The organism is Chryseobacterium gossypii, from assembly GCF_041361455.1.
Lineage (GTDB): Bacteria > Bacteroidota > Bacteroidia > Flavobacteriales > Weeksellaceae > Chryseobacterium > Chryseobacterium gossypii.
In genome coordinates this window covers 115,472-141,846 of the sequence record NZ_JBGCUR010000004.1, presented here as the reverse complement: position 1 = coordinate 141,846, position 26,375 = coordinate 115,472, and the positions used below count along the sequence as shown (strand labels likewise).

Below are 26,375 nucleotides of genomic sequence, written 5' to 3'. Positions count from 1 at the left end.
AAAAATGTAGCATAAAGAGTATATAAATTTTGTCTCAAAAATAGTTGCAAGTTCAAACTTAAATAGGTTAAGTAAAAACAAAATGGAAAATAACATATAAAATGTATAAACTTCTGTTATTATTGCCTGTCTCCAAAACGTAAATGAAAACCCTAAAACCATTACACATATGAAAGAGGATTTTGGAGAAATACCTAACAGATTTAGTAATTTATTCAAATAAAATAATGTCAATATTCCTGATAAAATAGATACTCCTACAAAAAGGAAATGTACATTTATAAAAGGAAATATTTTATGTAGCAATGATAAGAAATTAGAAAATAGTATATGGTTGGTTGCATTGGACGAAAATTCAAATCCTCTATACCCCTGTACTGTAAAGGCTAAACTATCCCCAAGACTAGGGTCTTTAGCTATTGAACAAAAATATAAAATCCCCATAAATGATAATAAAATAGCGAGATAAATATTATAGTTGTTTTTTATTGAATTCATGACTGATTAAAATTGGAATAATTATTATTGGTTAATACCAGCAAAGATTCTCATCTTTCTGTATTATTGGTTTTTAAAGACAAGCTCTATTCAATATCCGTTGGACTTTTCAGGTTTTTGGTAAAGATGCCAGGGTTGCGCAAAGTAATATGCGGAAGCCAATAAGGCTGACAGGAATAATTTTGTTTCATCATAGTATGTTAAATGTGTAGTTTAAAATTTCTGCAAAAATACTCTTTTTAATTCACTATGAAAAGATATATTTAATAATTAGCTACAAGATCTCTCCTTTGTCTTTATAGCACTTCAATTGAGTGGTTGCAAAAGTATTTATAGAGATGTCAAAATTCGGCATATTACCTTTTTCATAGTCTTATAAGCTATATAACTGAATTTGGCAGAATTCTGACACCTCCCATTGACTGTAATCGTAAATAAGCAGAAGCTTGCAAATTGTTTTGCTTTACACCAATTATTGAACAGCCTTAAGATGGAACTTTCGAAGAAATTCGGTTACCTGAAAAAGTCTAAATGCTTGGGTCACCGAAAAGATCACCTTTACTTTGAGAGAATATGGCGTATTTTGATATACTAACCAAAATAAAAACCCCTCAAATCATACAATTTGAGGGGTTTTGTTAGAAATCATCCAATTTCTTGTGGTTTCTCCAGGAATCGAACCAGGGACACATGGATTTTCAGTCCATTGCTCTACCAACTGAGCTAAGAAACCATTATTTAGTTTGTACTTCGTTGTTTTAAAGTGTTGCAAAAGTAGTAAGTTTTCGCATATGAAGCAAGTATTAACAACACTTTTTTCTGATTAAAATAAAAACCTACTGATTTTCAGCTGTGTTATTTTCCTGTTCCTTCCTTATCTGCTCGCTCATTTCCTCCAATACAGGCTTGATGGTGTTTTCAGGAAGATCGCTGATCCTGATATACATCAATCCGTCGATGGCATCATTGAAGTTGGGATCAACATTGAAGGCAATCACTTTTGCATTTTGCTTAATGTATTTTTTGATCAGAACCGGTAATCTCAGCTCGGGCTCCAGGTCATCAATGATCTTATCCAGCTTATTAAGGTCGGATTCCATCTCCTCAAAGAATATGTTTTTATCCCTGTCACGAAGCTTTACCTTGTACTCATTTTTAGGGGTAATGTATTGGGCAACCGCTGAATCGAAATAATTGGAACGCATAAATTCGATCATCAGAGATTTTGAAAATTCGGAAAACTTATTGGAAATACTTACACCACCCATCAGGAATTTATGATCAGGGTTTCTCAGGCAGACATGTACAATACCTCTCCATAAAAGAAAAAGTGGAAGCGGCTTTTGCTGGTATTCCTGGCAGATATAAGCCCTTCCCATTTCAATGACCTTCTTAAAAAAAGGATGGATGTCCTGCTCAAATTCAAATAGGGAACTGGTGTAAAACCCTTTAATACCGAATCTCTTCATCACTTCCTTGCCCAGGGCCATTCTGTAGGCGCCCACCAGTTTTTCGGCGGTATTGTCCCAAAGGAAAAGATGATGGTAATGCTTGTCATATTCATCGAGATCAAAGGGAAGATTGCTCCCTTCACCTACTGCACGGAACGTGAGTTCCCTTTGGCGGCCGATTTCCCTCATGATGGAAGGTATTTCCTCATAATTGGTGAAATATACCTCGTAATTTCCGTTGCTGAAAAGCATTTTATCCGTTCCTTTCAGCTTGCTGATGTCTTTAAGGATATCCTCTTTCGGAGTTTCATCAATGATGTTCTGAACGATGTTTTCCTCCTTAAGCAGGGGAAACTTTACGGATAGATTCTGAAGATTGATAACCTGGGCAAGAGATTTCCTCTTTTCATAATAAGACTTCATCATGTACACCTTACGCTTCAGAAACTCTCCCAGCTCTTCAATGGTTTCCATTTCATCCATGGTCTTTACGGTAATGGGCCTGCCGATCCTTATACGGATGGGCTTTTCCCTTTCATTCATCATTTCAGCCGGCAGCATCAGGGTCTGTAAGTTCGGATGGAGTTTGGCCACCTGGTAAAAAAGACGGCTGTTTTTGGCATGGAAATACATGGGAACCACCGGAACCTTGGCCATCCGGATAAGCTTAAGGGCGGGCTTTTCCCACTCTTTATCTAAAATTTCGCTATAAGGATTATTTTTATTGGAAACTTCGCCTGCCGGGAAAATCCCTACACAGCCCCCGTTCTGCAGGTGTTTTAACGTTTCGCGCATTCCTGAGGAACTGCTGTATACCTCTTTTCTGCTTTCAAAAGGATTTACGGAAATCACATACGGCTCCATGGGCCTTATTTTTTCCAGGAGAAAATTTCCCATTACCTTAAAATCCGGACGTACCTCTGTAAGGATCTTACACATCAGAATTCCGTCAATGGCCCCCAGAGGGTGATTGGAAACAAGAATGAATGGTCCTGTTTTCGGGATTTTTGCCAGATCCTCTTCAAAAGCGATATAGCTTAAGTTCCTCTCTCTCACAAATGAGTCGAAAAAGTCTTTTCCTTCCTTATCTTTTAGTTTATCATACAGTTTGTTTACTTCATTTATTTTAGCAAGGCTCATGATAGCGGATGCTACGGGGTTCTTCAAAAACCCTATTTTACTTAAGCCGGAAGCTTTGATCAGATCGTTTTTCGAAATTAAACTCATGTGTGCTTAGTCGCTATTAGTTTCTATTGTGTTACCATCTGGAGTGTATTTTTGGCTATTTGCTCCAATAATACATTCTTTCCCTGGTAAAATTTATCAATATGATCCATCTTCGCATTTCTTACTGTGAATAAAGATACATTTTTAATGATTTCAGTTTTAAAAATTTTCTGAAGCTCATCGTTTAGCTCATCTGCTTTATTAAACTTATCCTCCAGGCATAAAGCTAATGAGATTGCAGAATTCTGCATTAAAGAAACTTTTATTTTATATTTGGACAAATATCCGAAAATTAAACTCATATGATCTTCCGCGATAAAGGAGAAGTCCCTTGTAGAAATTTTCAGCAATGTCTGGTTCTCTTTTAGGATGTAGGATTCCTCCTGCTGATTTTTTTCTGATGCGCCCACCTTGGTTCCCTCTTTTGTTGGATCTACGAAAGATTTTACATAAAAAGGAATATTCTTTTGTTGTAGCGGCTGTAATGTTTTCGGATGAATTACGCTGGCACCGTAATAGGCCATTTCAATGGCCTCCTCATAAGAAATATTGGAAAGAAGCGTTACATCCTTAAATTTTCTCGGATCACCGGTCATTACTCCCGGAACATCTTTCCAGATGGTCACGGCTTCAGCATTTAAGCAATAAGCGAAAATTGCGGCGGAATAATCAGAACCTTCCCGGCCTAGAGTTACCGTAAAATTATTATCATCTGAACCTATGAAACCCTGCGTCACATAGCAGATCTCAGAATTTAAAGTGGAAATGAATTCTTCCGTTTTAGCCCAGTTAACAACACCTTCCCTATAAGAATTATCTGTTTTTACATAATCTCTGGCATCCAGCCATTGATTAAAGAACTGAATCTCATTGAGGTATTCGCTTACGATTTTAGTGGAGATCATTTCCCCGCAGCTTACGACCTGGTCATAAACGAAATTATAGTTAGGAGACTTATTTCTTCTTAAAAAAGAGTCGATATCATCGAAAAAAAGATTGATCTCGGCGAATACAGCATGATCTTCAGGAAATAATCCTTTGGCAATTTCGATGTGTTTCTGTTTTATCTTTTCAATTTCAGTTTGATAGTTATCCTTCTTGAAATAAAGTTCTACAACTTTTTCCAGTTCATTAGTTGTTTTACCCATAGCTGAAATAACCAGCAGACATTTGGAAAAACCCTGGCTTTTTAAAACCATAGCTACGTTTTTCACACTTTCGGCATCCTTTACCGATGCCCCACCAAACTTGAAAATTTTCATTAAATTGTTAAAAATAAAATTGTTAGATAAAAAATATTGGAGTTTTTTACGGTCGTCAAAATTATAAATTTACAATGATATATGAAATAGCCTGGCAGAATGATGGGATAAGATCATATGAATGGTTTGGGAAGCAGAGGTTTTTCCTGGAAAACCATTTCCGGATACCATAAATCGGTGGTTAATTTTATTAGATAACCCGGTTATATTTCAGTAATTTACCTGTATAGTGTTGATAAGCAGCAGGTAATGTGTTTTATGACAATTTTTTTTCTAATGTGATAAATTTTCCGAAATTTGGAGAAATCGAAAAAAGTAAAAATATGCCAGATCAATCATTGCAGACTTTAGGAGAATTTATTATTGATAAACAGGAAGACTTTCAATATTCTACAGGGGAGCTTTCGCGTCTTCTAAGTGCTATAAGGTTGGCTTCAAAGGTTGTAAACAGAGAAGTAAATAAAGCCGGGATTGCAGATATTACCGGAAAGGTAGGCAGTCAGAATGTGCAGGGTGAGGAACAACAGAAACTGGATGTGCTTGCCAATGAGATTTTTATCACGGCATTATCACAGAGAGAAGTGGTTTGTGGTATTGCCTCGGAGGAGAATGATGATTTTATTGATATCAAATGTGGTGAAAACGGACATTTAAGCAAATATGTAGTGCTTATTGACCCTTTGGATGGTTCTTCAAATATTGATGTAAACGTTTCTGTGGGAACCATTTTCTCCATTTACAGACGGGTGACCGAGCCGGGAACTCCGGTACAATTGGAAGACTTTTTACAAAAAGGGATCAACCAGATTGCAGCGGGATATGTGATTTACGGATCTTCCACCATGATCGTGTATACCACCGGAAACGGAGTAAATGGCTTTACCCTGGATCCGTCTTTGGGAACATATTACCTTTCACACCCGAATATGAAATTTCCTGCGAACGGTAAAATTTATTCCATCAATGAAGGAAATTATATCAAATTCCCTCAGGGAGTTAAAAATTATATCAAGTACTGCCAGATGGAAGAAGGTGACAGACCGTATACATCAAGATATATCGGTTCACTGGTTGCGGATTTCCACAGAAATGTGCTGAAAGGAGGTATTTATATTTATCCGTCATACTCACAGGCACCGAACGGAAAGCTGAGACTGCTGTATGAGTGCAACCCGATGGCGTTTCTGGCAGAGCAGGCGGGAGGGAAAGCTACAGACGGTTTCAGGAGAATCCTGGAAGTAGAGCCTACAGAACTTCATCAGAGGATTCCTTTTTTCTGCGGAAGTACGGAAATGGTGGAAAAGGCGGAAGAATTTATGCGGATTGATAGTGTAAAAGAATGAAAGCAGAATATTTCAGATATTTATTACAATTCAAGCGCCCGGGAGGAACATCTCGTGGCGTTTTGCATCAAAAAGAAACCTTTATACTTGAAATTTCGGAAAATGGAAGAAAGGGGGTAGGGGAATGTGCCCTTTTCAGAGGTTTAAGCTTTGATGACAGGCCCGACTATGAAGAAAAGTTGCAGTGGCTGTGTGATAATATCTGGCAGGATTCCGGGTTTATAAAAGCTGAACTGAAAGAATTTCCGTCCATATGGTTCGGGTATGAGCAGGCGGTATTGAATCTAAAACATGGAGACAACCTTTACTTTCCCAGCGAATTTACCCGAGGCGGTGTTCCCATTATTATCAACGGGCTTATCTGGATGGGGGATGTGAAGTATATGGAAGAGCAGATACAGGATAAGCTGGATAAAGGTTTTCACTGCATCAAATTAAAGATAGGTGTCGATTGGAAATCCGAATTTGAAATACTCCGGAAACTAAGACAAAAGTTTTCAAAAGATATACTTGAATTACGGGTAGACGCCAATGGAGGCTTTGGCAAGGAAGAAGCTAAAACAGTTTTACGGCAACTTGCGGATCTTCAGATCCACTCCATTGAACAGCCCATTAAAGCAGGCAATCCTGATGATATGGCGGAATTATGCGAAAGTACGCCCACACCTATTGCACTTGATGAGGAACTAATAGGCATTATTGATGCTGATAAGAAAAAGGAACTTTTAGAAACTATCAATCCGCAGTATATTATTTTAAAGCCAGCCCTGGCAGGAGGTTTCTCCGGCTCCGATGAATGGATTTCCCTTGCCGAGGAGCAACATATTGGCTGGTGGATAACCTCCGCACTGGAAAGCAACATCGGACTGAATGCCATAGCCCAATATACCTTCACTAAAAATAATAAAAAGCCTCAAGGCCTGGGCACAGGAGGCTTATTTACGAATAATTTTCATAATCACTTGAATCTGAGAGGGGAACATTTGCTTTTCAAAGCATAAGGTAATCTGGAAATAGTGTCATTTTCCCAGTGAAGTCTTAAGTCTAATTACACTTCGTTATCTACGAAGATCGCTTTCTTAATGTTTTCCAGGAAATGGGAAAACTTTAACTTAAACTTTTTCATGTTTGAAAATTTTGGTTAACCATGTTTAATTCTCTACCATTGGAAATAAGCAATCTTTATGCCATTGTGTGTTATGTTTCATATTTTTAATACAATTTTTTATAATTTAAGAAAAACTGGGATTTCTTTAACAATTGTGGAAATTATATCCTCTATTTTTGTTTTGTTGATAATGAGATATTTAAAAGTCTCATCAATAGCGGAATAAATTTCCGGGGAATGGCCAACTTGTCTGTTTTCACATGTCCGCAGATCATATAGATCAGGATACCGTATGAACATATTACCCCTTTTATATACTCTAAATTTTCCATAACTTTGTGAAACTTTTGCATAAAGTAAAAAGCTAATTTTAATGGAAGAAGAAAAGAAATCACTCAATTTTATTGAGCAAATCATAGAAGATGATCTGGCTAACGGTCTGAAAAGAGATCAGATCCGTTTCCGTTTTCCGCCCGAGCCCAATGGTTACCTGCATATAGGTCACACGAAAGCGATCTGTATCAACTTTGGCCTGGGTGAGAAATACAATGCTCCCGTAAACCTCCGTTTCGATGATACGAATCCTGAAAAAGAAGAGCAGGAATTTGTAGATTCCATCAAAAAAGATGTGGAATGGCTCGGTTTCAAATGGGATAAGGAATTGTATGCATCTGACTACTTCCAGCAGCTTTATGAGTGGGCGGTTCAGCTCATCAGAGAAGGAAAAGCTTATGTGGATGAGCAACCGTCCGAAGTGATTACTGAGCAAAGGAAAAATCCTACCGAGCCGGGAATTGAGTCTCCATATAGGAATCGCCCTGTGGAAGAATCCCTGGACTTATTTGAAAGGATGAAAAACGGTGAATTTGAGGAAGGCTCCATGTCGCTGCGTGCAAAAATCGATATGACCTCTCCGAATATGAATATGCGTGACCCGGTAATGTACAGGATCCTAAAAAGACCACACCACAGAACAGGAACTGCATGGAAGATTTATCCTATATACGATTGGGCACACGGTGAGTCGGATTACCTGGAACAGGTATCTCATTCCCTGTGTTCCCTGGAATTTGAAAACCACAGGCCGCTTTATAACTGGTATCTGGAACAGATATCTGACAGCTCTAAGGTAATTCCGAAGCAGAGAGAATTTGCAAGGATGAATGTTTCCTATATGATCACGTCTAAAAGAAAGCTCCAAAGGCTGATCGCCGAAAAAGTGGTGACCGGCTGGGATGATCCTAGAATGCCTACGATTTCAGGAATGAGGCGAAAAGGCTTCACACCTGCTTCTATCAGGAACTTTATTGAAAAAGTAGGAGTGGCGAAAAGAGAAAATCTTATCGAGCTTCAGCTATTGGAATTTTGTGTCCGGGAAGATCTGAATAAAGTTGCCAAACGGGTGATGACAGTGATAGATCCGGTGAAGCTGGTGATTGAAAATTACCCGGAAGATAAGGAAGAATGGCTGGAAACCGAGAATAATCCGGAGCAGGAAGATGCAGGGACAAGAGAAGTTCCGTTCTCCAGAGAATTGTATATCGAACGTGAGGATTTTAAAGAAGAGGCCAATAATAAATTCTTCAGACTAAAATTAGGCGGTGAGGTCCGTCTGAAATCTGCCTATATCATTAAAGCTGAAAGAGTAGAAAAGGATGAAAATGGGGAGATTACCACTATCTATGCTACTTATGATGAGAAGAGCAGATCAGGAAGTGGTACTGAAGAAAGCTTAAGAAAGGTAAAAGGTACCTTACACTGGGTATCTGCAAAACATGCGATTCCTGTGGAAATTAGGATTTATGATAAACTGTTTACAGTGGAACAGCCTGATGCAGAGAAAGATGTAGATTTCTTAAATTTCATCAATCCTGAATCCATGAAAACCATTCAGGGATTCGCTGAGCCGGGGTTGAAAAATGTAGCTGTAGGTGAGCCCCTTCAGTTCCAGAGAATCGGATATTTTACAAAAGATCAGGATTCTACGGATAATCATTTGGTGTTCAATCGTACAGTAACGTTAAAAGACTCTTATAAGCCGGAGTAAAATCTATTTTATAATCAATATAAAAGACAGGGCTTATTTCATAGGCCCTGTTTTTTTAATGGATCAACCAATAAATTAAAACAAGTGAAACTATTACATATATATACCAATTCATTTAAGGGGCTGTCCAGGGAAAGCTGGATGCTGGCACTGGTAATGCTCATCAACCGTTCCGGATCTATGGTACTTCCGTTCTTAGGAGTATACATGACGGATCATCTGCATTTCAGTATTGAAAATTCAGGGATCATTCTGAGTTTTTTCGGGATCGGTTCCGTGATCGGCTCATGGCTTGGCGGTATGATTACCGACAAAATAGGAGAATACCGTGTACAAAGTCTCAGCTTACTGCTCAGTGTGCCTTTATTCTGTCTGATCCCGCTTTTTAAAACAGAAGCAGGACTGGCAGGTATCATTCTGTTGCAGAGTATCATTAGCGAAGCATTTCGTCCTGCCAATTCAGTGGCCATTACAAAATATGCCAAACCTGAAAATATCACACGGGCATTTTCATTAAACAGAATGGCGGTTAATCTCGGATTCTCGATCGGGCCGGCTTTGGGAGGGATCTTATCGGCTATTTCCTACGAGTTCCTGTTTTTCAGCAATGCACTCGGTGCTCTGGTAGCCGGAGTGATGTATATTCTGTTTTTTGGAAAGCGGAATAAGCGGGTTGCAGAAAAAACAAAAAAGGCAGAAGAAGTATTGTCCGTTAAAAAAGAAGGCTCGCCATATCGCGATACCAAATTTTTAATTTACTGTTTCTTTTGCGTGCTGTTTTCCATATGCTTTTTCCAGCTGTTCAGCACCCTGACCATTTTTTACAAAGATACGGCACATCTCAGCCAGCAAAGCATAGGTTTTATTCTGGGGTATAGCGGTATAATCATCGTTCTGATGGAAATGGGCTTTGTACAGATGGCTGAAAAGTATTTTAGCCTTGCCTTTACCATGCTGATAGGAACCTTCATCTGTGGATTCTCTTATGCAATGATGGCTTTTGACTACAGTATCGTTACCCTGGTAGTCTCCATGACTTTGCTGTGCATCGGTGAGATCTGGACATTACCCTTTATGTCGACCATTACAGCATTACGCTCGGGGAAGAATAATAAAGGAGCTTATATGGGACTGAACGGGATGGCGTTTTCGCTGGCATTTATCATTACTCCTTATCTGGGAACGATGGTTGCGGAAAAATTCGGCTTTGATTATCTATGGATAGCAACCGGTGTTATCACAACCATTACCGCAGCTGCATTCTACTTTATCATTCCATGGATGCTGAACGGGAAAGACAGAACTTAATAAGGTTATTTTAGCTGTACAAAAAAGAATTTTATTAGTTTTGTATTGATGACGAAAATAAGTTTCCTTTTTTTGGTCTTTTACAGCTTAACTTTCTCTTCACAAAAGAGAGATACCGTTACCTTAATCTCTGAAATAAAGATCGATGCCTATAGAAAGCCGGCTCCCTTTATGCAATCTGCCAAATCAGTTTCGGTGGTCTCGGAGGAGCTTCTCAGCCTGAATACTCCGGAACGGATGCTGGAATCCGTGAATCAGGTAGCCGGAGCAAGGATGGAAGAACGGTCACCGGCAAGCTATCGGATTTCGCTTCGCGGGAGCACCCTGAGGTCTCCTTTCGGGGTACGCAATATAAAAGTATATCTGGATGATTTTATTGTCTCAGATGCTTCTGGAAACACCTATTTTAATGTGATTTCTCCGGAACTGGTGAACAGGATGGAGATATATAAAGACCCTGAAAGTGGTGATTATGGAGCAGTGACCGGGGGAACGATCCTTCTGAAGACAAGAGAGGCTGAAAATCTGTCCGCCAGCCTTGCAGCAGGAAGCTACGGCACCTTTAGTGAAAGCTTTGATTTCTCAAGACAGCTGGGTAAACATTTTTTTGAAGTTTTTCAAAACTATTACCATACTGATTCTTACCGGGAGCAATCCGCTGTTGAAAGAAAACTGTTCTTTGTAAAAGATAACTTTCAATATACCACGAAAGCATCGTTACGTGCGATGCTTTTGTATTCTGATCTGAATTATGAAACTCCGGGCGGTCTTACCCTGGAGCAGATGGAAGCGGACCGGAAGCAGGCACGCCCTGCCACAGCTTCACTCCCCGGGGCAAAAGAGCAAAAGGCAGGGATCCGGAATAAAATGGTGCTGGCCGGGATTTCCCATGATGTCCGTATTAACCCTGAGCTTACTCACTTTGTTTTAATACAGGGGTCCTATGTAGATTTTGAAAATCCGTTCATAACCAATCTTGAAAACCGGTATGAGAAAAACCTTGCCCTGAGAACCCATTTTAACTATGAAAAAATGTGGAATAATGTTTCAATGGCATGGAGACTGGGTTTTGAAGGAGGGATCAATAATATTCTGGTTAAGAATTATGACAATAACGGAGGTATTGAAGGAAATCCCCAGAACTTTGACAGGTTGAAAAACCGTTCGGGCTTCTATTTTCTTTCACAAAAACTGGATTACGGCGGAAAGCTCTTCACGGATATCTCCATCAGCCTGAATTCCAATGCTTACAGATGGGAAAGAATTTATCCGGCTGTTGAAAATGGAAAGATAAACTTCCGGAACCAATGGCTGCCGAATTTCGGTGTTACGTATCTGCTGGGGAAAGGCTTTTCGGTAAGAGTGAAGGCAGGAAAAGGAAATTCCGCACCCACTAATGAAGAAATCCGTTCTTCTGATCAGGAATTTAATCGGGATCTTGCTCCTGAATATGGATGGAACAAGGAGGTCGGCTTAAGAAAACAATTCGGTAATTCTGTTTTTATAGAAGGCAGCTATTTTGACTTCAGATTAAAAAATGCCATTGTCAGAAGGCAGAATGAAGCAGGGCAGGAATATTTTGTCAACCAGGGAGGTACTGTACAGAAAGGCGTTGAGGTGCTCCTGGAATCCAGAAGCTTTAATTTTAAAAACCCTTTTTTCAGTCGGTTCAGGTTCCGGTTTTCAGGCAGTTTCTACAATTTCAGGTTTGATAATTACCAACAGGATGATGACGATTTTTCGGGTAATGACCTGACCGGGGTACCTTCAACAACAATAAACAGCCTGTTAAACTTCACGTTCTTCAAAAAGCTTTCCGTGGATTATTCCCATTTTTATACATCAAAGATCCCTTTGAACGACGCTAATTCCGTATGGTCTGAATCCAGCTTTATTGGAAACCTGCAGCTCAGATTTCCCGTACAGTTTGAAAAAGCGGTGCTGAATGCCTATTTCCAGATCCAGAATCTGTACAATACAGAATATGTTGCAGGCTTTGATATCAATGCTTTTGGAAACAGATATTATAACCCGGCCGCCGGAAGGAATTTTATTTTTGGAGTGAAAGCCGAGTTCTGACGATCAGTTATTCTGTCTGGAAAGAATATCGTTCACAATCATCTCAGCATGGATTCTTGAGTTTTCGATAAACCACAGATGAGTATCTTTTCCGCCACAAACTACGCCGGCAAGGTAAAGGTTTTTAACATTCGTTTCCATGGTCTCAGGGTTGTAGGCAGGATTTAAGCAGTCGCCCTGCAATTCTATGCCGGAATCCTTTAGAAATTCAAAGTCGGGAAGATACCCGGTCATGGCCAGAACGAAATCATTTTCTATTTCACAAATCTGCCCGTTCCCATCTTTAAAGACCACCGAATATTCCCTGATTTCAAGAATTTCCGAATTAAAATGAGCCGTAATGCTTCCTTCTGCAATCCTGTTTTCAATATCCGGCTTTACCCAATATTTTACGCTTTTTGAAATCTCCGGATGGCGGATGATCATGGTAACTTCGGCACCTTTCCTGTAAGTCTCGAGAGCCGCGTCCACTGCCGAGTTGCTGGAGCCTACCACTACTATTTTTTGTCCTGCATAAGGATAAGGTTCGGTATAGTAATGTTTTACTTTGGGAAGCCCTTCTCCGGGAATATTCATCAGGTTAGGAATGTCGTAAAATCCTGTTGAGATGACCACATTTTTGGCGGAATACCCGGCTTTTGAAGTGGAAACTTCAAAAAGGCCACCGTTTTTGGATACCTTTAATACTCTTTCGTAAAGATGGATGTTGAGTTTTTTCTGTCTTGCGATTCCCTGATAATATTCCAGAGCCTCCTGCCTTCCCGGTTTCGGGGCTGTGGAAATGAATGGGATTCCGCCGATCTCGAGCTTTTCAGCGGTCGAAAAAAATCTCATATATAAAGGATAATGGTATAATGAATTGGCAATGGTTCCTTTTTCTATGACCAGATAATTCAGTCCGTGTTTCTGAGCCTCAAGGGCACAGTTAAGTCCTATCGGTCCTCCGCCGATGATGAGAATATCCAAGATTTCCATATTGCAAATTTACCCAAAACTGCTAAAAGAAGCTTACTATGCTGAATGAACTTATCTATGACAAATATTTCTGGCACCGGATTTGGTGAATTTTAGAATTAAATCCACAGATATGAAGAAAGTACTCATTTTATTACTGGCAATATGCGTCATTGCCTGTAAAAAAGCTCCAAACAAACCTGTTGAAAACAAAACGGATTCAGCAGACCTTCAGACCGTGGCCGACAGCATTTCGGTTCCGGAACAGCAGCAGAGAACGGATAAGGAAGCGAATCTTACGCAAATCAATAAGGAGATTTTGACTGTTTTAAAAAATAAGGATTATAAAAAGCTGGCAAGATTTATACATCCCGAAAAAGGAATCCGGTTTTCTATGTATGCCTTTGTGAATGCCAGAGAAGACAAACACTTTTCCAAAGCTGAATTTGAAAAATATCAGCCGGCCAAAACCATTTTTACCTGGGGAGCGCTGGATGGTTCCGGTGACCTTTATAAAGCAACCATTGACCAATATCTTGAAAGATGGGTCTATTCAAAAGATTTTATTACAGGCAGGCTTACCCTGAACGGATTTCAGGGAAAGGGAAACTCCTTGAACAATCTGAAAGAAGCCTATCCCGGAGCGGATTTTACCGAGAACTATATCAAAGGTTCCGAAGCCAATGCCGAAATGGATTGGAAAGCGCTTCGCCTTGTGTTTGAACAATTTCAGGGAAAGTATTATCTGGCAGGAGTGATCAATGATCAGTGGACAATCTGATGAGGATGTCCGATAGCTTTTCAGTAAGCTTTACTCTTGAAAATTGACTGATATCCCGGGCGTTTTCAGAAAGATTCCCATTTTTCCAGAGCGAGTACTTTTCAAGAATAAAATTCTTAACTGCCCCGGAATCATCATAGCTAAAGTGCTTTCCTGCACCTGTTTCCGATAAGATACTTGAAACATCGGCATCTTCAGGCCCGAATGAGATAATCTGCTTTCCGGTAGCCAGATATTCGAAAATTTTTCCGGGGATGATTCCTTTTGAAGAGGCATCGGGAAAATTGGTGATCAGCAGCATATCTGAAGAGTACATTTCATCAATGGCCTTATCATGAGACAGATAGCCCAGGTTCAGGACATGATTTTTAAGCCCTGAATTTTTGATGGCGTCTGAAATTCTATCATCGATTCGCCCTGCGAACTTCAGTACGAAGTTTTTCGCAAAATCAGGGTTGGTTCTTACCAGCTCATCCAGGGTTTTCCATAGGGTTACAGGATTTCTGAGCTGTTCCAGAACGCCGATATAGCTTAATGTAAACCTGGAGGTTTTATTGTTTTGCGGATTTCTGTTACCTGAGTCGCTTTCATCGAACCCATTCGTGATACAAACGGCATTGGCTCCGTTTTTACGGAAATTCTCAGCATCGGTGTAGCTGGTTGCCAGGGTGATGTCCGCATTCCTGAACACTTCACTTTCAAAATGGCGATGTTTCCTGTCTGATCTTTTAGTAAGCTTCAGGTGTTTGTAATAAGAGATCTCGGTCCATGGATCACGGAAATCGGCGATCCATTTTAAATCCGGAAGCTTTTTTTTGAGATTCAGCCCGATCAGGTGAAGAGAATGAGGTGGGCCGGAAGTTACCACCATATTGATTTTATGCTCCTTTAAATATTGTTCTAAAAATCTTACGGAAGGCCTTACCCAGAAGACACGGGCGTCCGGAATGAAAAAATTCCCTCTTATCCAGATAGAAAGTCTGGACTTCCAGTTCTGATTTTCACCTACATCAAACTGGCCGGCCTTATATTTTTTATTGCTTTTATTCAGCTTTTCTGCCAGCTGGTAAGGCTCCCAGATCTTTGTCCTTACTGTTGCTATATTTTCAGGGACATCCTTCAGCAGGCTTTCATCCAACAATGGATAGCTTGGGTTTTCCGGAGTGTAGATCACCGGTTCCCATCCGAAGTCAGGCAAATACTTGGCGAATTTCAGCCACCTTTGAACACCGGGTCCTCCGGCAGGAGGCCAGTAGTATGTGATGATCAGTATCTTTCTGGGTTCCATCGCTCTTATGCAGATTCAGCCGTTTTTTTCTCCTTCCTGTTCATCCGGAAAATACCGAAAGCAGACAGCAGTATGAACAGGCCGAAGCAAAGCAAGGATATCCATTTGCCTTTCTCAATGACTTCAGGCTCAAATACCATCCTGATATGATGATTTCCTGCCGGCACATGTACCGCGCGAAGCAAATAATCTGCCTTGATATACGGAACTTCCTTTTCATCAATAAACACCTTCCAGCCATGTGGGTAATAAATTTCTGAGAATACTGCCAGCTGTGGGGTTTTAGACTGTGATTTAAACTCCAGCTCATTCGGCTGATAGCTGGTTAAATTGATAAATGCCGTAGAATCTGCCTGAACCTTTTTGTCATGGAAATAAGACCGGTCTGAGGCTGCAATGACGGCTGTTTTTTTGCTGTCAATAACACCAATGGATTTGATTTCTTCATCAGGCGTATTTACAAACTTCAGATCACTTACCAGCCACGCATTTCCGTTGGCTTTAGGGTTAGGAATAGCCTGAGGCTGTTCCGGACCGCCCACAACCCAATATTTTGCGTTCAAAAGATTCAGGATATTCGGAACCTTTACAGAATCCATTACCTGGAAATATTCATTGATGACGTCATCGTATCTTCTCAGCTTAACGGCGTGATATCCTCCGATGGAAGATTTGAAATAGGACGTATTCGTCTCGCTGAAGGTTCCTAAAATATTATTGAAGATTCTGTAATGAGTTTTATCCTTTTCGGCGATGGTTTCTAATGTTTTGTTTACATTGACGTTAGCCAAAAGAGATTCCAGGTTCGGGTTCCCCTGTACTTTTTCAGCCAGCAAATCGGAGCTTTCCGTCTGGAAAGGGTTTTCGGCAAAGATCTTGTCTACATAGTTATCATCATTCAGATAACGTTTATTTACCGTCCACAGATCGAACAGGCTTACCACTCCAATGATGATCAGGGCAATATTCCCGCTCAGTTTCTTCTTTAATACCATGAACAGGGCCACAGCTGCTATCGCTACGTAAATAAAAGCCTTAATGGCATCTGTTCTGAACATCTTATACCTTTCGTCAACGAGATAATCCAGTAAGAAAGGAGGGAAGTATAGTTTTTCATTTTCTGTATGAAAGCCCAATAAAGATTTTCCGAATAATAAAAGGATCAATAATAACCCTAACGTGCTGCCACTTACATACAGAAGAATTTTCTGCTTATATTCTTCAGATAGCTTCTCATCAGTGAAGAACCTGTACAGCCCGATCATAGCGATGAGCGGGAACAGCAATTCCACAACTACCAGGATGGATGATGGGGCCCTGAACTTGTTGTAGAACGGGACATAATCAATGAAGAAGTCAGATAATGGCATGAAATTGCTTCCCCATGCCAGCAGGATGGTGAGAATGGAAGCTCCCAGAATCCAGTAACGGTATTTTTTCCAGGCGAAAAAGAATCCTAAAACTGCCAGGAAACAGACGATAGCCCCCTGATAGGCAGGGCCCGAAGTCCCCGGCTGATCTCCCCAATAGGTCATTCCGCTGAAGCCTTTCGATATCCTGTCCATCTCGGCCTGTGTAGAAACATTTTCCTGAACCAGTTCCTGGACTCTGTTCATCATTTCCCTTCCTTCCGGCTCCTGGCTTCCGCCACCCATCAGCCTCGGAATGAAAAGGTTTAATGTCTCCAATTTCCCGTAGCTCCACATCAGCATACTTTCTTTATCCATTCCGGATTTTCCGGAGGTATGGCTGTCATTATTCAGGATTTGTTTCCCACGTACGGTTTCCTTCACATACTCGGAATTAGCCATGATTCTTTGCGAGTTCATCCCCACACCGATTACACAGGAAGCTGCAATAATTGCCGAAGAAATGAGGAAATGCTTCATAGGTGTTTTTTTCCGGATTGCCCTGATCAGCTCGGACAGAAATAAAAACCCTAAGGCCAGGAACAGGTAATACGTCATCTGCGGGTGGTTGGCCGCAATCTGCAATCCCATGAACAGGGTAGTGACGATGAATCCCCAGATATATTTTTTCCGGATGTAAACCAGCAGAATACCTGCCAGCAACGGAGCAAAATATTCGATAGTGTTTACCTTACCGTTGTGTCCGGCCGCAATAATGATGTAAAAGTAGGTGGAAAGCCCGAAGAATGTGGCTCCCAATAAAGCGTACTTCCAGTTTCTGACGGCTACCATTCCTAAAAAGAAAAATCCGGCAAAAAGAAGGAACAGATAATTTACCGGCCTTGGAAGGAAGTTCAGGTAGCTGTCAAATTTTTTGATGATGTCTCCCTTAAACTGACTGCCCATCTGGTAAGTAGGCATCCCGCCAAACATGGAATCACTCCAGTAAGTTTCCTTACCTGTATCCGCCCTGTAATCCAGGAGTTCTTTCGCTCCTCCTCTGTACTGCACTATATCATGCTGGAAAAGCTGTTTTCCCGTGAAGACAGGAGTGGAATATAAAAATGCTAAAACTATAAATACAATTAATGAAATTGCAATATAAATCAAGTTTTTATTTTTCGCCATGTGATGGGGTTATTATCTTTTATTGGGGATTACCTTTTATCGTTACTCTCTTTGATCTCCTCATAGTCCACAGTCTCTGCGTCCCAATTGAGCTTTTTGTTTTTGTTTTTATTTGAATTTTGTATATCCTGTTGGCGCCTGTCGGTATTGTCATGATTAAACATATAGCTGTGGAAGGTCCTGAAGAAGATTCTTTTAAGGATATTCCATACAAAATAAATAACAATCGTAATGAGCACAAACTCAAAAATATACTTCATAATAATTTTTATTTAAATTCAGAATTTGAAGATTAAAATCACTATTACCGTTTGCCACAGCTGATTCAAGGCCCGGCCCTGAACCAGTTATTTGGCAGAAGGATTTACCATTACGGAAGAAGTGGAAACGCTTTTCATAGACTGGGACTGTTTCCCGTCTGAAATGGTTTCAATCTGAGTAGTTTTAACGTTGATGTTCTGGGTAGTGATCCATCCTGTATTCTGATCAAATTTTATAGTACCGTTCTGTACAAGTTCACTGCTGAGACTATGTGTGATAGGCCCCTGTGACTGTTTTTCCGTTTTTTTAGGAATACCTCCGGTTACGGAAATTTCGGCGATCCCGTTTCCAACGCTTTTCAGTATGTAGTTGGATGTAACTTTTATTTTACCGTTAGGATCCGCATTTTCTGAACTTGACCATTTTTCACCTACCTTCACCCCTTTTTTGGGAATAATGGTAAGGTTTTTATTAAACTGGTCTTTCAGTACTTTTTCATTAAAGCTTTCCTTAAGGCTGGCTACAATGCTTGCCTTCTGATCGGCATCCTTAATCAGGGTTCCTACGGCATTGGAAACTTTGGTATAAATAGGATCAAAACCGGTAATGGAAATTACATTCCCTTTTGTATCCATTTTCATATTCAGTTTATTGCCGGTAAGGGCCTTGTTGATGTTCCATATCATCTTAAGGTCGTCTTCCTTGGGGATCGGCTGTTTGGTGTCTACCACAATGGTTTTTCCCTGGGCGGTCTGGGAGTTTCTTTTTCCGATCAGGTTGAGAGTCATGTCGTAAACATTTCCTTTAATATCATTTACTGTGAAAGACATTTCATCGGTAGATTCGCTGGTTCCGTTAAGCGTTTTACCTTGCGGGTCAGTCATTGTTTTTACATCCCGCTGGTAGGTTGTAAGAGGGTAGGTTTTCCCTTTTTCAAGCTTAAAGGTCTGGGTATAAACTCCTGCTGAATCTTTAATGGCAGGGTTAGCTTCTACCTGGGCTACGGAATCTGCCGGAACCTCTACAGTGATGGTCTTTCCTGTTTTCGGATCCACTTTGGTAACTTTTGTCGTTTCTTTTTTACACGATATTAATGCTATGGATATTAGCGCTAATGCTGCTACGTTTTTCATTTAATTGGTTTTAATATTATCGAATTAATTAATTTTCATGATTTTCTGTCTTACCGCTTCATATAAAATGGCGCCACAGGCAACAGAAACGTTTAAGGATTGTGTTTTTCCTTCGATGGGCAATTTTATTTTTTCATCCGAATGATGGAGAACTTCTTTTGAAATCCCGGTTTCCTCATTTCCCATTACAATGGCACAGGGCTCTGTAAAGTCAATGTCATAAATCATTTTTTGTGCCTTTTCAGTAGCCGAAAATACGGAAATTCCGCTTTGCTGCAGAAAGTCTACCGTATGAGCCAGATTGGCCTCTTTACAGATCTTAATATTGTAAATGGCCCCGGCGGAAGTTTTAATGGCATCGGAATTAATAGGTGCGGCACCCTTTTCCGGGATAATTACGGCATCAATGCCTATACATTCTGCCGTCCTGCATATGGCTCCGAAATTTCTTACATCGGTAAGCCTGTCCAGGATCAGCAGGAACGGGGTTTTTCCTTCTTCGAATAGCTGTGGCACAAGATCTTCCACCTTATGGAACGGTACATCCGAAATAAAAGCCACAACCCCCTGATGGTTTTTTCTCGTAAACCGGTTCAGCTTTTCAACCGGAACATAATTGGGACGAATTTTATTTTTGGCTAAAATCGCTTTCAATTCTGCATAAATAGGACCCTGCAACGCATTCTGCACGAAGATCTTGTCGATGGTTTTTCCTGCTTCAATGGCTTCAATCACGGGACGCAGCCCGAAAATAAAATCGTCTTTCATTGAGTTGTTTAAAGTTTTATATTAGGGTTCAAAGTTTAATGTTTAATTCAATGTTTGTGTTTAAGGTTTGCACTTTGTTCCCTTTAAATCTGTTGTTTAAATATTTTATAAAAGAGTTGATCTTTTTACTTATGTTTCAGTCAGTTCGATTAATGTTTCAAAATCTTTTAATTGTTTAACTATTGAACTTTAAACCTGAACATTTAGTATTTTTCTCCTAAGATCGCCCTTTTCTGGGCCATCACATATCCATAATGAATGCTTTCATGCATATTGTTGAATATGATGGCATCCTGGATGCTTTTCAGGTCCATACCGAAGCTTGTGGTATAAGGCGTATAGTCTGAAAAAAAGTCGCTGTCATAATCCTTCATCAGGATTTTTGAGGTTTCCGTCAGAAGAAATTCAAGGTCTTCCACTTCAGATCTTTGAACGTTTAAATTAGGAAGGGTTCCCTTTTTATAGGTTTCGATCCAGTATTTATCAATTCTGAATGGGTTTCCGCTCAGATAGTAATGCAACAGCTGCTGTGTGGCAACAGTATGTGCGATATTCCAGTACATATTATTGTTAAAACCGTCAGGGATCAGCAGAAGATCCTCATGGGAAGTGTTCTGCAAAATATCCAGAAGGTTTTTCCTTACCTGTCTGTGAGCTTGAAAATGATAATTCATTTTACAAAATTTTAATCACCAAAAATAGTTTAATAAACTGGAAATGACAATTTTTGAGCATGGGATTGAAATAAAATTTATATATTTTTATGAAAAAAAAGGATAATTCCATTGAGTTTTAAGGCTAAGGATATTCTCAATCTTGCATCAATGGGGGAATATTTAACAAACTTTAACTCAAAAATGGCATTGATTATGTTGATTAATGCAAGTATTTATTAGAAATTTACCAATTATTTTAATTAAACTATGTCAGATACATATCAAGCCGAAGACATTCGTCAGTTAACCGAAAAAATAAAGGAAAAAAACTACTTGTTTTCTCTTCTGAGACAGGAAATCAATAAAGTTATTATTGGACAGGAATATATGATAGACCGCCTTTTGATCGGTCTTTTAGGGAACGGGCATATCCTGTTGGAAGGAGTTCCGGGTCTGGCAAAGACTTTGGCTATAAAAACACTGGCAGAAGCCGTTCATGGTGAATTTTCAAGAATCCAGTTTACTCCGGATCTGCTTCCCGCCGATGTAGTGGGAACCATGATCTACAATATTAAAGACAATGATTTTTCCATAAAAAAAGGCCCTGTTTTTGCCAATTTCGTGCTTGCTGACGAGATCAACCGTGCACCGGCGAAAGTGCAATCGGCCCTTTTGGAAGTAATGCAGGAAAAGCAGGTAACCATAGGAGATGAGACTATGAAGCTTCCAAAACCTTTCCTTGTTCTGGCTACCCAAAACCCTATCGATCAGGAAGGTACATATCTGTTGCCGGAAGCGCAAAGTGACCGTTTCATGCTGAAATGTACCATAGATTATCCCGCTTTTGAAGATGAAAGACAGGTGATGAGAATGGTTTCCACTTCGCACCAGCCTGTCGTGAGACCCGTAATTTCCCTTGAAAACATCGTTGAAGCCAAAGAACTGATCAATCAGATTTATCTCGATGAAAAGATCGAAAAATATATTCTGGACATGGTCTTTGCCACACGTTATCCTGAAAATTACGGTCTTTCCGAACTGAAAAACTACATTGGTTTCGGAGCTTCGCCAAGGGCTTCGATCAATCTGGCCATTGCTTCAAGAGCCTATGCATTCTTAAAGGGAAGAGCCTTTGTGATCCCTGAAGATGTGAAAGATCTGGCCAAGGATGTTCTGAGACACAGGATAGGGCTGACCTTTGAAGCTGAAGCAGAAGAAATTTCTACAGAAGAAATCATCAACAGGATCTTAGCGAAAATCCAGGCCCCGTAATGAGTGAAATTATCATTAGAAAGGCCGTACGTGAAGATTGTGCTCCGATGCTGAATCTTATTAAAGAGCTTGCCGAATATAAAAGAGCTTTACATGAGGTTACACTTACCCTGGAGCAGTTTACGGAAGACGGATTTGGCCGCTCACCGGTTTGGGGTGCTTTTGTAGCGGAAGCCGGCGGGGAAATCGTTGGGATCTCCCTGTATTATGACCGGTATTCCACATGGAAAGGAAGAAGGCTGTATCTGGAGGATCTGGTAGTGACAGAAAAGATGAGGGGAAAGCAGATCGGTAAAAAGCTGTTCGAAGCTACAATGGAATATGGCAGGACCAATGCGTACAGCGGTATGGTCTTCCAGGTATTGAACTGGAATGAGCCGGCCATCAGCTTCTATAAAAAATACAGCCCGAAATTTGATGATGAATGGTTTAATGTCTCCATTGAGTTCAAAAGTTAATATTTTAGCTTCATACAGATCTTAAGATTTTAAAATATATTAGAAAGCAGCAGAGAAACCTGAACAATAAGACCCAACATCTATGCAGATAAAAGATATTGTAAAAAAAGTAAAGCAGATAGAGATCCGGACACGAAAAAAAACGGAAGCTACTTTGATGGGGCAATATCACAGCGCTTTTAAGGGGCAGGGAATGACCTTTTCAGAGGTGCGGCCATACCAGTTCGGCGATGAGATCCGCAGGATCGACTGGAACAAGACCGCCCGTTTCCGGGAGCCGTTTGTAAAAGTGATGGAAGAGGAGAGAGAGCTTACCATGATGCTTGTGGTGGATATTTCGGCTTCTATGGACTACGGATCGAAAATCCGGCTGAAAAGGGAGTATGTTGCAGAAATTGCTGCAAGCCTTGGATTTTCGGCAGCTGGAAATAATGATAAGGTAGGCCTGATCTTATTTGCCGATAAGGTATATAAGGTGATTCCTCCACAAAAAGGAAGAAAGCATATACTTTCCATCATCAGTACCATCTTAACGGCTGATTATATTCCGGCAGAATCTAAAATTGATAAGGCCCTGGAATATATGATGGGAATCTTTAAAAGAAAGTCTCTGGTATTCCTGTTTTCGGATTTTGAAGACGAATATGATTCCAAAATGCTTCGTGTGGCCTCTAAAAAGCATCAGCTGCTGGGGATGAGGATATATGATGAAAAAGATAACGAGATCCCTGATGTAGGATATGCACTTTTATATGACGCTGAAACCGGAAAGCAGGTTTGGGCGAATACGTCCAGCGCGAGATGGAGGTACACCTTCGCGGAAGCCCAGAAACAAAAGCTGAGGGCTTTGGAAGAAGATTTTGCCAACAGCTCGGCCAGTTTCATGAACATCAGTACCGGTGCGGATTACTCTAAACTGCTGTATAATTATTTTCAAAAGAAATGAGGGATACAGATGATTTGCCATGCATCAATAATGGGACTTCAGTTCACCAAAATGACAATATTGCATCATTAAAATTTAATGATAAATTGAAAAAGATACTATTCATATTTTGTTTTTTTATCTGTGCAAATGTCTTTTCACAGATACTTTCTTCCAATGTTGAGAAGAAGACCATCGCTTTGGGAGAAGTGAACCGCTTTACCGTAAAAATAGACAACCTCAATGGCAGGCAGGTAGTGGCGGCCCCCGAGAATGAGCTGCTGCCTTTTCATTTTGAAGAAATCAAGGACAGTATCGGGAAGACCCCGGACGTGTATGAAAGGAAGATTGAATTTGCCGTTTTTGAGGAAGGAAAATTTACCATTCCGGAGCTTGAATTCAAAGTGGGAGACAGGATATTAAAAACCATTCCTTATGAACTTGATGTCATTAATACTGCCCGAAAAGGCGATCAGATTAATGATATCATGAAGAATAAAGAGGTGAAGCTCGATGTAAGGGATTATTGGGAACTGTATAAATGGTATATTCTGGGAGCTTTGGCCGTGGTCGCCTTAATTATTGCCATTATAATATTTGTAAAATGGGGAAGGAGAACAAAGAGTTCCCCTGTAGTAGCTACCAACCAGACACTGAAGGAATTGGATTCCCTTAAAAAGAAAAAATATATTGAAGGTGGCGACTACCGTTCGTTTTATGTGGAATTAATCGATATTTCAAGAGAGTTTATCACCAGGCAATACCATTTGCCGGCTGATGTTCTTTTAACGGATGATCTGATTGAAATGATGAAAAAAAATAATACGATTTCTCTTGAAAATGAAAAAGTGGTTGAAGATGTTTTTCTCCGGGGCGACCTTGTGAAATTTGCCAAGACTTTCCCGGATAAAGCAACCATGGAAAAAGATTTTGCGGATATCAGGGAATTTGTAAAAAGATCATCAAAAGATTTGGAATTCGAAAACCTGAGGAAAGATGTTTAATTTTGAATTTTATAGCCCGTGGTTCTTACTGCTTTTTCTTCTGTTTATCCCCCTTCTGTTCAGGGATATAAGCAGGCAGAAGAAAAAAGGCATAAAAGTTCCTACCGTTAAAAATATGGGGAACAGCGGTGGGATTGCAGCGGTATTATTTGTGCTGAAAATATCCAAATACATCATCCTCTCCGCATTAATCATCGCTATGGCAAGACCCCGTACCTTTACCATTTCTCAGGACAGGGATGACACTAAGGGTATTGACATCATGCTTTCCGTAGACGTTTCCCTCAGCATGCTGGCTAAAGATCTTACGCCGGACCGTCTGACGGCCCTGAAAGATATTGCCATAAAATTTGTTGAAAAAAGACCGAATGACAGGCTAGGTTTGGTAACCTATTCAGGGGAAGCCTTCACGAAAGTTCCAGTAACCTCCGATCATCAGGTGGTAATTGATGAGCTGAAAAATTTGAATCCACTGGAGCTTCAGCCGGGGACAGCCATTGGAGAAGGTCTTTCTGTAGCCGTAAATCACCTTAAAAACAGCAAGGCGAAAAGCAGGATCATTATTCTGATGACCGACGGGGTCAACACGATTGAAAATGCAATGCCTCCACAGATTGCTGCAGAGTTGGCAAAAAGCAATAATATAAAAGTATATTCGATAGGTATCGGAACAAACGGATATGCCCTGATGCCTACACAGACAGATATTTTCGGGGACCTTGTTTTCACGGAAACCGAAGTGAAAATTGATGAGCCTGTCTTAAAGGAAATTGCCCAAATGACAGGGGGAAGATATTTCAGGGCAACATCGAACAGCAGCCTGGAAGAGGTATATGATGAGATAAACCAGCTGGAGAAATCCGATGTGAAGGTTTCCAAGCTTTACAATTACCAGGAGTATTTTAAGATCTTCCTTTGGATTGCTTTGGCAGTGCTGGTTTTAGATGCTTTGCTGCGTTGGGTTTTTTATAAAATTTTAAGCTGATGGATTGGTATTTAGGAAATTATTGGTATTTATTATTGCTGTTGCTGTTGCCGCTGTTAGCATTTTTTCTGATCCGGTATCTGAAATGGAAAAAGAGCAGAAGGGAAATTTTTGCAGATAGCCAGTTCCACGAACATCTGTTTGAAAAGAGATCCGGTTTTACAAAAATATTCCCGGCATTATATCTTCTGGGTATATTGTTTCTGATCTTTTCTATTATTGATCTGTTGAATGGCTCCGAAATAGTGAAGACCAATCAGCGTCTCAACAACGTTATTTTTATGCTGGATGTATCCAATTCAATGAATGCGGAGGATATTGAGCCGAGCCGGCTTACAGAAGCAAAAAACCTCATGATCAGTACCATGCAGAAAATGAAGAGTGATAAGGTAGGCATCGTTATTTTTGCCGGACAGGCAACCTCTATCATGCCTTTAACGACAGATTATAATTCTGCAGAAACCTATATCAATGCCATTGAGACCAATACCATGCAGATTCAGGGAACTGATTTTCTCAAAGGGATGCAGACCGCGGTGGAGAAATTCAGGAATGTAAGTAAAGGAGCCAGAAAAGTTGTGTTGCTGAGCGATGGGGAAGATAATGAAGGGAATGACAATGCAGCGATAAAGCTGGCCAACAGGGAAGGGATCATGATTACTTCCGTAGGGATAGGCTCAGACGAAGGAGCTCCTGTTCCTGAATATGTTTTTGGCCAGTTGATGGGATATAAGACAGATATGAGCGGGCAGACCGTTATTTCAAAAAGGCAGACCGGAGCCCTGAAGAAAATGGCTGAATCTACGGGGGGAACGTATATAGACGGAAACAACATCAATGAAGCACCGGACAGAATTATCGAGGCTCTTGATAAAAAATCCTCCTTATCAGAAACTTTGGTGAAGTCTCAAAACGCAAATCATTATTATCAGTATTTTTTAGCGGTTTCTATATTCTTCTTCTTCATGATTTATATTTTTAATCCTAAACGGGATTTTAACGTTTAGCCTGGCTTATTTATCGGAATCGG

22 protein-coding genes and 1 tRNA gene are annotated in these 26,375 nt (G+C 40.3%); 12 read left to right on the top strand and 11 right to left on the bottom strand.

Features of this window, described 5'->3' with window-relative positions; translation table 11 throughout:
• From ABMQ40_RS04700 to ABMQ40_RS04685, 4 genes are all read right to left on the bottom strand, one after another.
• A partial coding sequence (locus tag ABMQ40_RS04700) for a hypothetical protein (protein ID WP_370897055.1) occupies positions 1 to 498 on the bottom strand: 498 nt, incomplete at its 3' end.
• Between the two features lie 660 nt (positions 499 to 1,158).
• A tRNA-Phe gene (locus tag ABMQ40_RS04695) sits at positions 1,159 to 1,231 on the bottom strand.
• Positions 1,232 to 1,334: 103 nt separating this feature from the next.
• Complete coding sequence (locus tag ABMQ40_RS04690; protein WP_370897053.1) at positions 1,335 to 3,176, bottom strand: bifunctional lysophospholipid acyltransferase family protein/GNAT family N-acetyltransferase; 1,842 nt, start codon at positions 3,174 to 3,176, stop codon at positions 1,335 to 1,337.
• Positions 3,177 to 3,199: 23 nt separating this feature from the next.
• Positions 3,200 to 4,438, bottom strand: a complete 1,239-nt coding sequence (locus ABMQ40_RS04685) for an aspartate kinase (RefSeq protein ID WP_370897051.1) — start codon at positions 4,436 to 4,438, stop codon at positions 3,200 to 3,202.
• 323 nt (positions 4,439 to 4,761) lie between these two features.
• Between ABMQ40_RS04685 and fbp the strand changes: the two genes are divergently transcribed.
• The 5 genes from fbp (at position 4,762) to ABMQ40_RS04660 (ending at position 12,323) form a co-directional block, all read left to right on the top strand.
• Positions 4,762 to 5,781 carry a class 1 fructose-bisphosphatase gene (gene fbp, locus ABMQ40_RS04680; protein WP_370897049.1) on the top strand — a complete coding sequence of 340 codons (1,020 nt, stop codon included), beginning with the start codon at positions 4,762 to 4,764 and terminating at the stop codon, positions 5,779 to 5,781.
• Positions 5,778 to 6,782, top strand: a complete 1,005-nt coding sequence (locus ABMQ40_RS04675; protein ID WP_370897047.1) for an o-succinylbenzoate synthase — start codon at positions 5,778 to 5,780, stop codon at positions 6,780 to 6,782. The genes fbp and ABMQ40_RS04675 overlap by 4 nt, the downstream gene beginning before the upstream one ends.
• Before the next feature lie 480 nt (positions 6,783 to 7,262).
• On the top strand, positions 7,263 to 8,936 hold the full coding sequence (locus ABMQ40_RS04670) for a glutamine--tRNA ligase/YqeY domain fusion protein (RefSeq protein ID WP_370897045.1): 1,674 nt from the start codon (positions 7,263 to 7,265) through the stop codon (positions 8,934 to 8,936).
• A 141-nt stretch (positions 8,937 to 9,077) separates the two neighbouring features.
• A complete protein-coding gene (locus ABMQ40_RS04665; RefSeq protein ID WP_370897058.1) occupies positions 9,078 to 10,244 on the top strand; it encodes an MFS transporter in 1,167 nt (388 codons plus the stop codon).
• Between the two features lie 48 nt (positions 10,245 to 10,292).
• Positions 10,293 to 12,323: a TonB-dependent receptor gene (locus ABMQ40_RS04660; RefSeq protein ID WP_370897043.1), complete on the top strand. Its 2,031-nt coding sequence runs from the start codon at positions 10,293 to 10,295 to the stop codon at positions 12,321 to 12,323.
• 3 nt (positions 12,324 to 12,326) lie between these two features.
• On the opposite strand, the gene ABMQ40_RS04655 is transcribed toward ABMQ40_RS04660, so the two are convergent.
• Positions 12,327 to 13,298 (bottom strand): YpdA family putative bacillithiol disulfide reductase, encoded by a 972-nt coding sequence (locus ABMQ40_RS04655; RefSeq protein WP_370897041.1) that lies wholly within the window; start codon positions 13,296 to 13,298, stop codon positions 12,327 to 12,329.
• A gap of 112 nt (positions 13,299 to 13,410) precedes the next feature.
• On the opposite strand from ABMQ40_RS04655, the gene ABMQ40_RS04650 reads away from it, so the two are divergent.
• The gene (locus ABMQ40_RS04650) at positions 13,411 to 14,058 is read left to right on the top strand and encodes a hypothetical protein (RefSeq protein ID WP_370897039.1); all 648 of its coding nucleotides are present in this window, start codon (positions 13,411 to 13,413) and stop codon (positions 14,056 to 14,058) included.
• Here ABMQ40_RS04650 and ABMQ40_RS04645 read toward each other — a convergent pair.
• The 6 genes from ABMQ40_RS04645 to ABMQ40_RS04620 form a co-directional block, all read right to left on the bottom strand.
• On the bottom strand, positions 14,036 to 15,346 hold the full coding sequence (locus tag ABMQ40_RS04645) for a glycosyltransferase family 4 protein (protein ID WP_370897037.1): 1,311 nt from the start codon (positions 15,344 to 15,346) through the stop codon (positions 14,036 to 14,038). The two genes, ABMQ40_RS04650 and ABMQ40_RS04645, sit on opposite strands and share 23 nt — an antisense overlap.
• 5 nt (positions 15,347 to 15,351) lie before the next feature.
• Positions 15,352 to 17,883, bottom strand: coding sequence for a YfhO family protein (locus ABMQ40_RS04640; RefSeq protein WP_370897035.1), 2,532 nt, complete (start codon positions 17,881 to 17,883; stop codon positions 15,352 to 15,354).
• A gap of 29 nt (positions 17,884 to 17,912) precedes the next feature.
• Positions 17,913 to 18,143, bottom strand: a complete 231-nt coding sequence (locus ABMQ40_RS04635; protein ID WP_370897033.1) for a hypothetical protein — start codon at positions 18,141 to 18,143, stop codon at positions 17,913 to 17,915.
• Between the two features lie 87 nt (positions 18,144 to 18,230).
• Positions 18,231 to 19,277 carry a DUF6263 family protein gene (locus tag ABMQ40_RS04630; RefSeq protein ID WP_370897031.1) on the bottom strand — a complete coding sequence of 349 codons (1,047 nt, stop codon included), beginning with the start codon at positions 19,275 to 19,277 and terminating at the stop codon, positions 18,231 to 18,233.
• Positions 19,278 to 19,301: 24 nt separating this feature from the next.
• Complete coding sequence (rlmB, locus tag ABMQ40_RS04625) at positions 19,302 to 20,045, bottom strand: 23S rRNA (guanosine(2251)-2'-O)-methyltransferase RlmB (protein ID WP_370897029.1); 744 nt, start codon at positions 20,043 to 20,045, stop codon at positions 19,302 to 19,304.
• A gap of 203 nt (positions 20,046 to 20,248) precedes the next feature.
• Positions 20,249 to 20,719, bottom strand: a complete 471-nt coding sequence (locus ABMQ40_RS04620; RefSeq protein WP_370897027.1) for a DinB family protein — start codon at positions 20,717 to 20,719, stop codon at positions 20,249 to 20,251.
• Between the two features lie 249 nt (positions 20,720 to 20,968).
• Between ABMQ40_RS04620 and ABMQ40_RS04615 the strand changes: the two genes are divergently transcribed.
• From ABMQ40_RS04615 to ABMQ40_RS04590, 6 genes are all read left to right on the top strand, one after another.
• Positions 20,969 to 21,973: an AAA family ATPase gene (locus ABMQ40_RS04615; protein ID WP_370897025.1), complete on the top strand. Its 1,005-nt coding sequence runs from the start codon at positions 20,969 to 20,971 to the stop codon at positions 21,971 to 21,973.
• On the top strand, positions 21,973 to 22,431 hold the full coding sequence (locus tag ABMQ40_RS04610; protein WP_370897023.1) for a GNAT family N-acetyltransferase: 459 nt from the start codon (positions 21,973 to 21,975) through the stop codon (positions 22,429 to 22,431). Before ABMQ40_RS04615 ends, ABMQ40_RS04610 begins: the two co-directional genes overlap by 1 nt.
• Before the next feature lie 82 nt (positions 22,432 to 22,513).
• Complete coding sequence (locus ABMQ40_RS04605; protein WP_370897021.1) at positions 22,514 to 23,377, top strand: DUF58 domain-containing protein; 864 nt, start codon at positions 22,514 to 22,516, stop codon at positions 23,375 to 23,377.
• Positions 23,378 to 23,463: 86 nt separating this feature from the next.
• Positions 23,464 to 24,360, top strand: coding sequence for a hypothetical protein (locus tag ABMQ40_RS04600; RefSeq protein ID WP_370897056.1), 897 nt, complete (start codon positions 23,464 to 23,466; stop codon positions 24,358 to 24,360).
• Positions 24,353 to 25,345 carry a VWA domain-containing protein gene (locus ABMQ40_RS04595; protein ID WP_370897019.1) on the top strand — a complete coding sequence of 331 codons (993 nt, stop codon included), beginning with the start codon at positions 24,353 to 24,355 and terminating at the stop codon, positions 25,343 to 25,345. Before ABMQ40_RS04600 ends, ABMQ40_RS04595 begins: the two co-directional genes overlap by 8 nt.
• Complete coding sequence (locus ABMQ40_RS04590) at positions 25,345 to 26,352, top strand: vWA domain-containing protein (protein ID WP_370897017.1); 1,008 nt, start codon at positions 25,345 to 25,347, stop codon at positions 26,350 to 26,352. The genes ABMQ40_RS04595 and ABMQ40_RS04590 overlap by 1 nt, the downstream gene beginning before the upstream one ends.
• The last annotated feature ends 23 nt before the right edge of the window (positions 26,353 to 26,375 follow it).

What these genes read in the sequence shown, in the direction of transcription:
- fbp (WP_370897049.1), top strand. Translation starts at nt 4,762, where the DNA reads ATGCCAGATCAATCATTGCAGACTTTAGGAGAATTTATTATTGATAAA.
- ABMQ40_RS04635 (WP_370897033.1), bottom strand. Translation starts at nt 18,143, where the DNA reads ATGAAGTATATTTTTGAGTTTGTGCTCATTACGATTGTTATTTATTTT.
- ABMQ40_RS04605 (WP_370897021.1), top strand. Translation starts at nt 22,514, where the DNA reads ATGCAGATAAAAGATATTGTAAAAAAAGTAAAGCAGATAGAGATCCGG.
- ABMQ40_RS04630 (WP_370897031.1), bottom strand. Translation starts at nt 19,277, where the DNA reads ATGAAAAACGTAGCAGCATTAGCGCTAATATCCATAGCATTAATATCG.
- ABMQ40_RS04595 (WP_370897019.1), top strand. Translation starts at nt 24,353, where the DNA reads ATGTTTAATTTTGAATTTTATAGCCCGTGGTTCTTACTGCTTTTTCTT.
- ABMQ40_RS04640 (WP_370897035.1), bottom strand. Translation starts at nt 17,883, where the DNA reads ATGGCGAAAAATAAAAACTTGATTTATATTGCAATTTCATTAATTGTA.
- ABMQ40_RS04685 (WP_370897051.1), bottom strand. Translation starts at nt 4,438, where the DNA reads ATGAAAATTTTCAAGTTTGGTGGGGCATCGGTAAAGGATGCCGAAAGT.
- ABMQ40_RS04675 (WP_370897047.1), top strand. Translation starts at nt 5,778, where the DNA reads ATGAAAGCAGAATATTTCAGATATTTATTACAATTCAAGCGCCCGGGA.
- ABMQ40_RS04655 (WP_370897041.1), bottom strand. Translation starts at nt 13,298, where the DNA reads ATGGAAATCTTGGATATTCTCATCATCGGCGGAGGACCGATAGGACTT.
- ABMQ40_RS04650 (WP_370897039.1), top strand. Translation starts at nt 13,411, where the DNA reads ATGAAGAAAGTACTCATTTTATTACTGGCAATATGCGTCATTGCCTGT.
- ABMQ40_RS04590 (WP_370897017.1), top strand. Translation starts at nt 25,345, where the DNA reads ATGGATTGGTATTTAGGAAATTATTGGTATTTATTATTGCTGTTGCTG.
- ABMQ40_RS04620 (WP_370897027.1), bottom strand. Translation starts at nt 20,719, where the DNA reads ATGAATTATCATTTTCAAGCTCACAGACAGGTAAGGAAAAACCTTCTG.
- ABMQ40_RS04660 (WP_370897043.1), top strand. Translation starts at nt 10,293, where the DNA reads ATGACGAAAATAAGTTTCCTTTTTTTGGTCTTTTACAGCTTAACTTTC.
- ABMQ40_RS04615 (WP_370897025.1), top strand. Translation starts at nt 20,969, where the DNA reads ATGTCAGATACATATCAAGCCGAAGACATTCGTCAGTTAACCGAAAAA.
- ABMQ40_RS04690 (WP_370897053.1), bottom strand. Translation starts at nt 3,176, where the DNA reads ATGAGTTTAATTTCGAAAAACGATCTGATCAAAGCTTCCGGCTTAAGT.
- ABMQ40_RS04670 (WP_370897045.1), top strand. Translation starts at nt 7,263, where the DNA reads ATGGAAGAAGAAAAGAAATCACTCAATTTTATTGAGCAAATCATAGAA.
- ABMQ40_RS04665 (WP_370897058.1), top strand. Translation starts at nt 9,078, where the DNA reads ATGCTGGCACTGGTAATGCTCATCAACCGTTCCGGATCTATGGTACTT.
- ABMQ40_RS04610 (WP_370897023.1), top strand. Translation starts at nt 21,973, where the DNA reads ATGAGTGAAATTATCATTAGAAAGGCCGTACGTGAAGATTGTGCTCCG.
- rlmB (WP_370897029.1), bottom strand. Translation starts at nt 20,045, where the DNA reads ATGAAAGACGATTTTATTTTCGGGCTGCGTCCCGTGATTGAAGCCATT.
- ABMQ40_RS04645 (WP_370897037.1), bottom strand. Translation starts at nt 15,346, where the DNA reads ATGGAACCCAGAAAGATACTGATCATCACATACTACTGGCCTCCTGCC.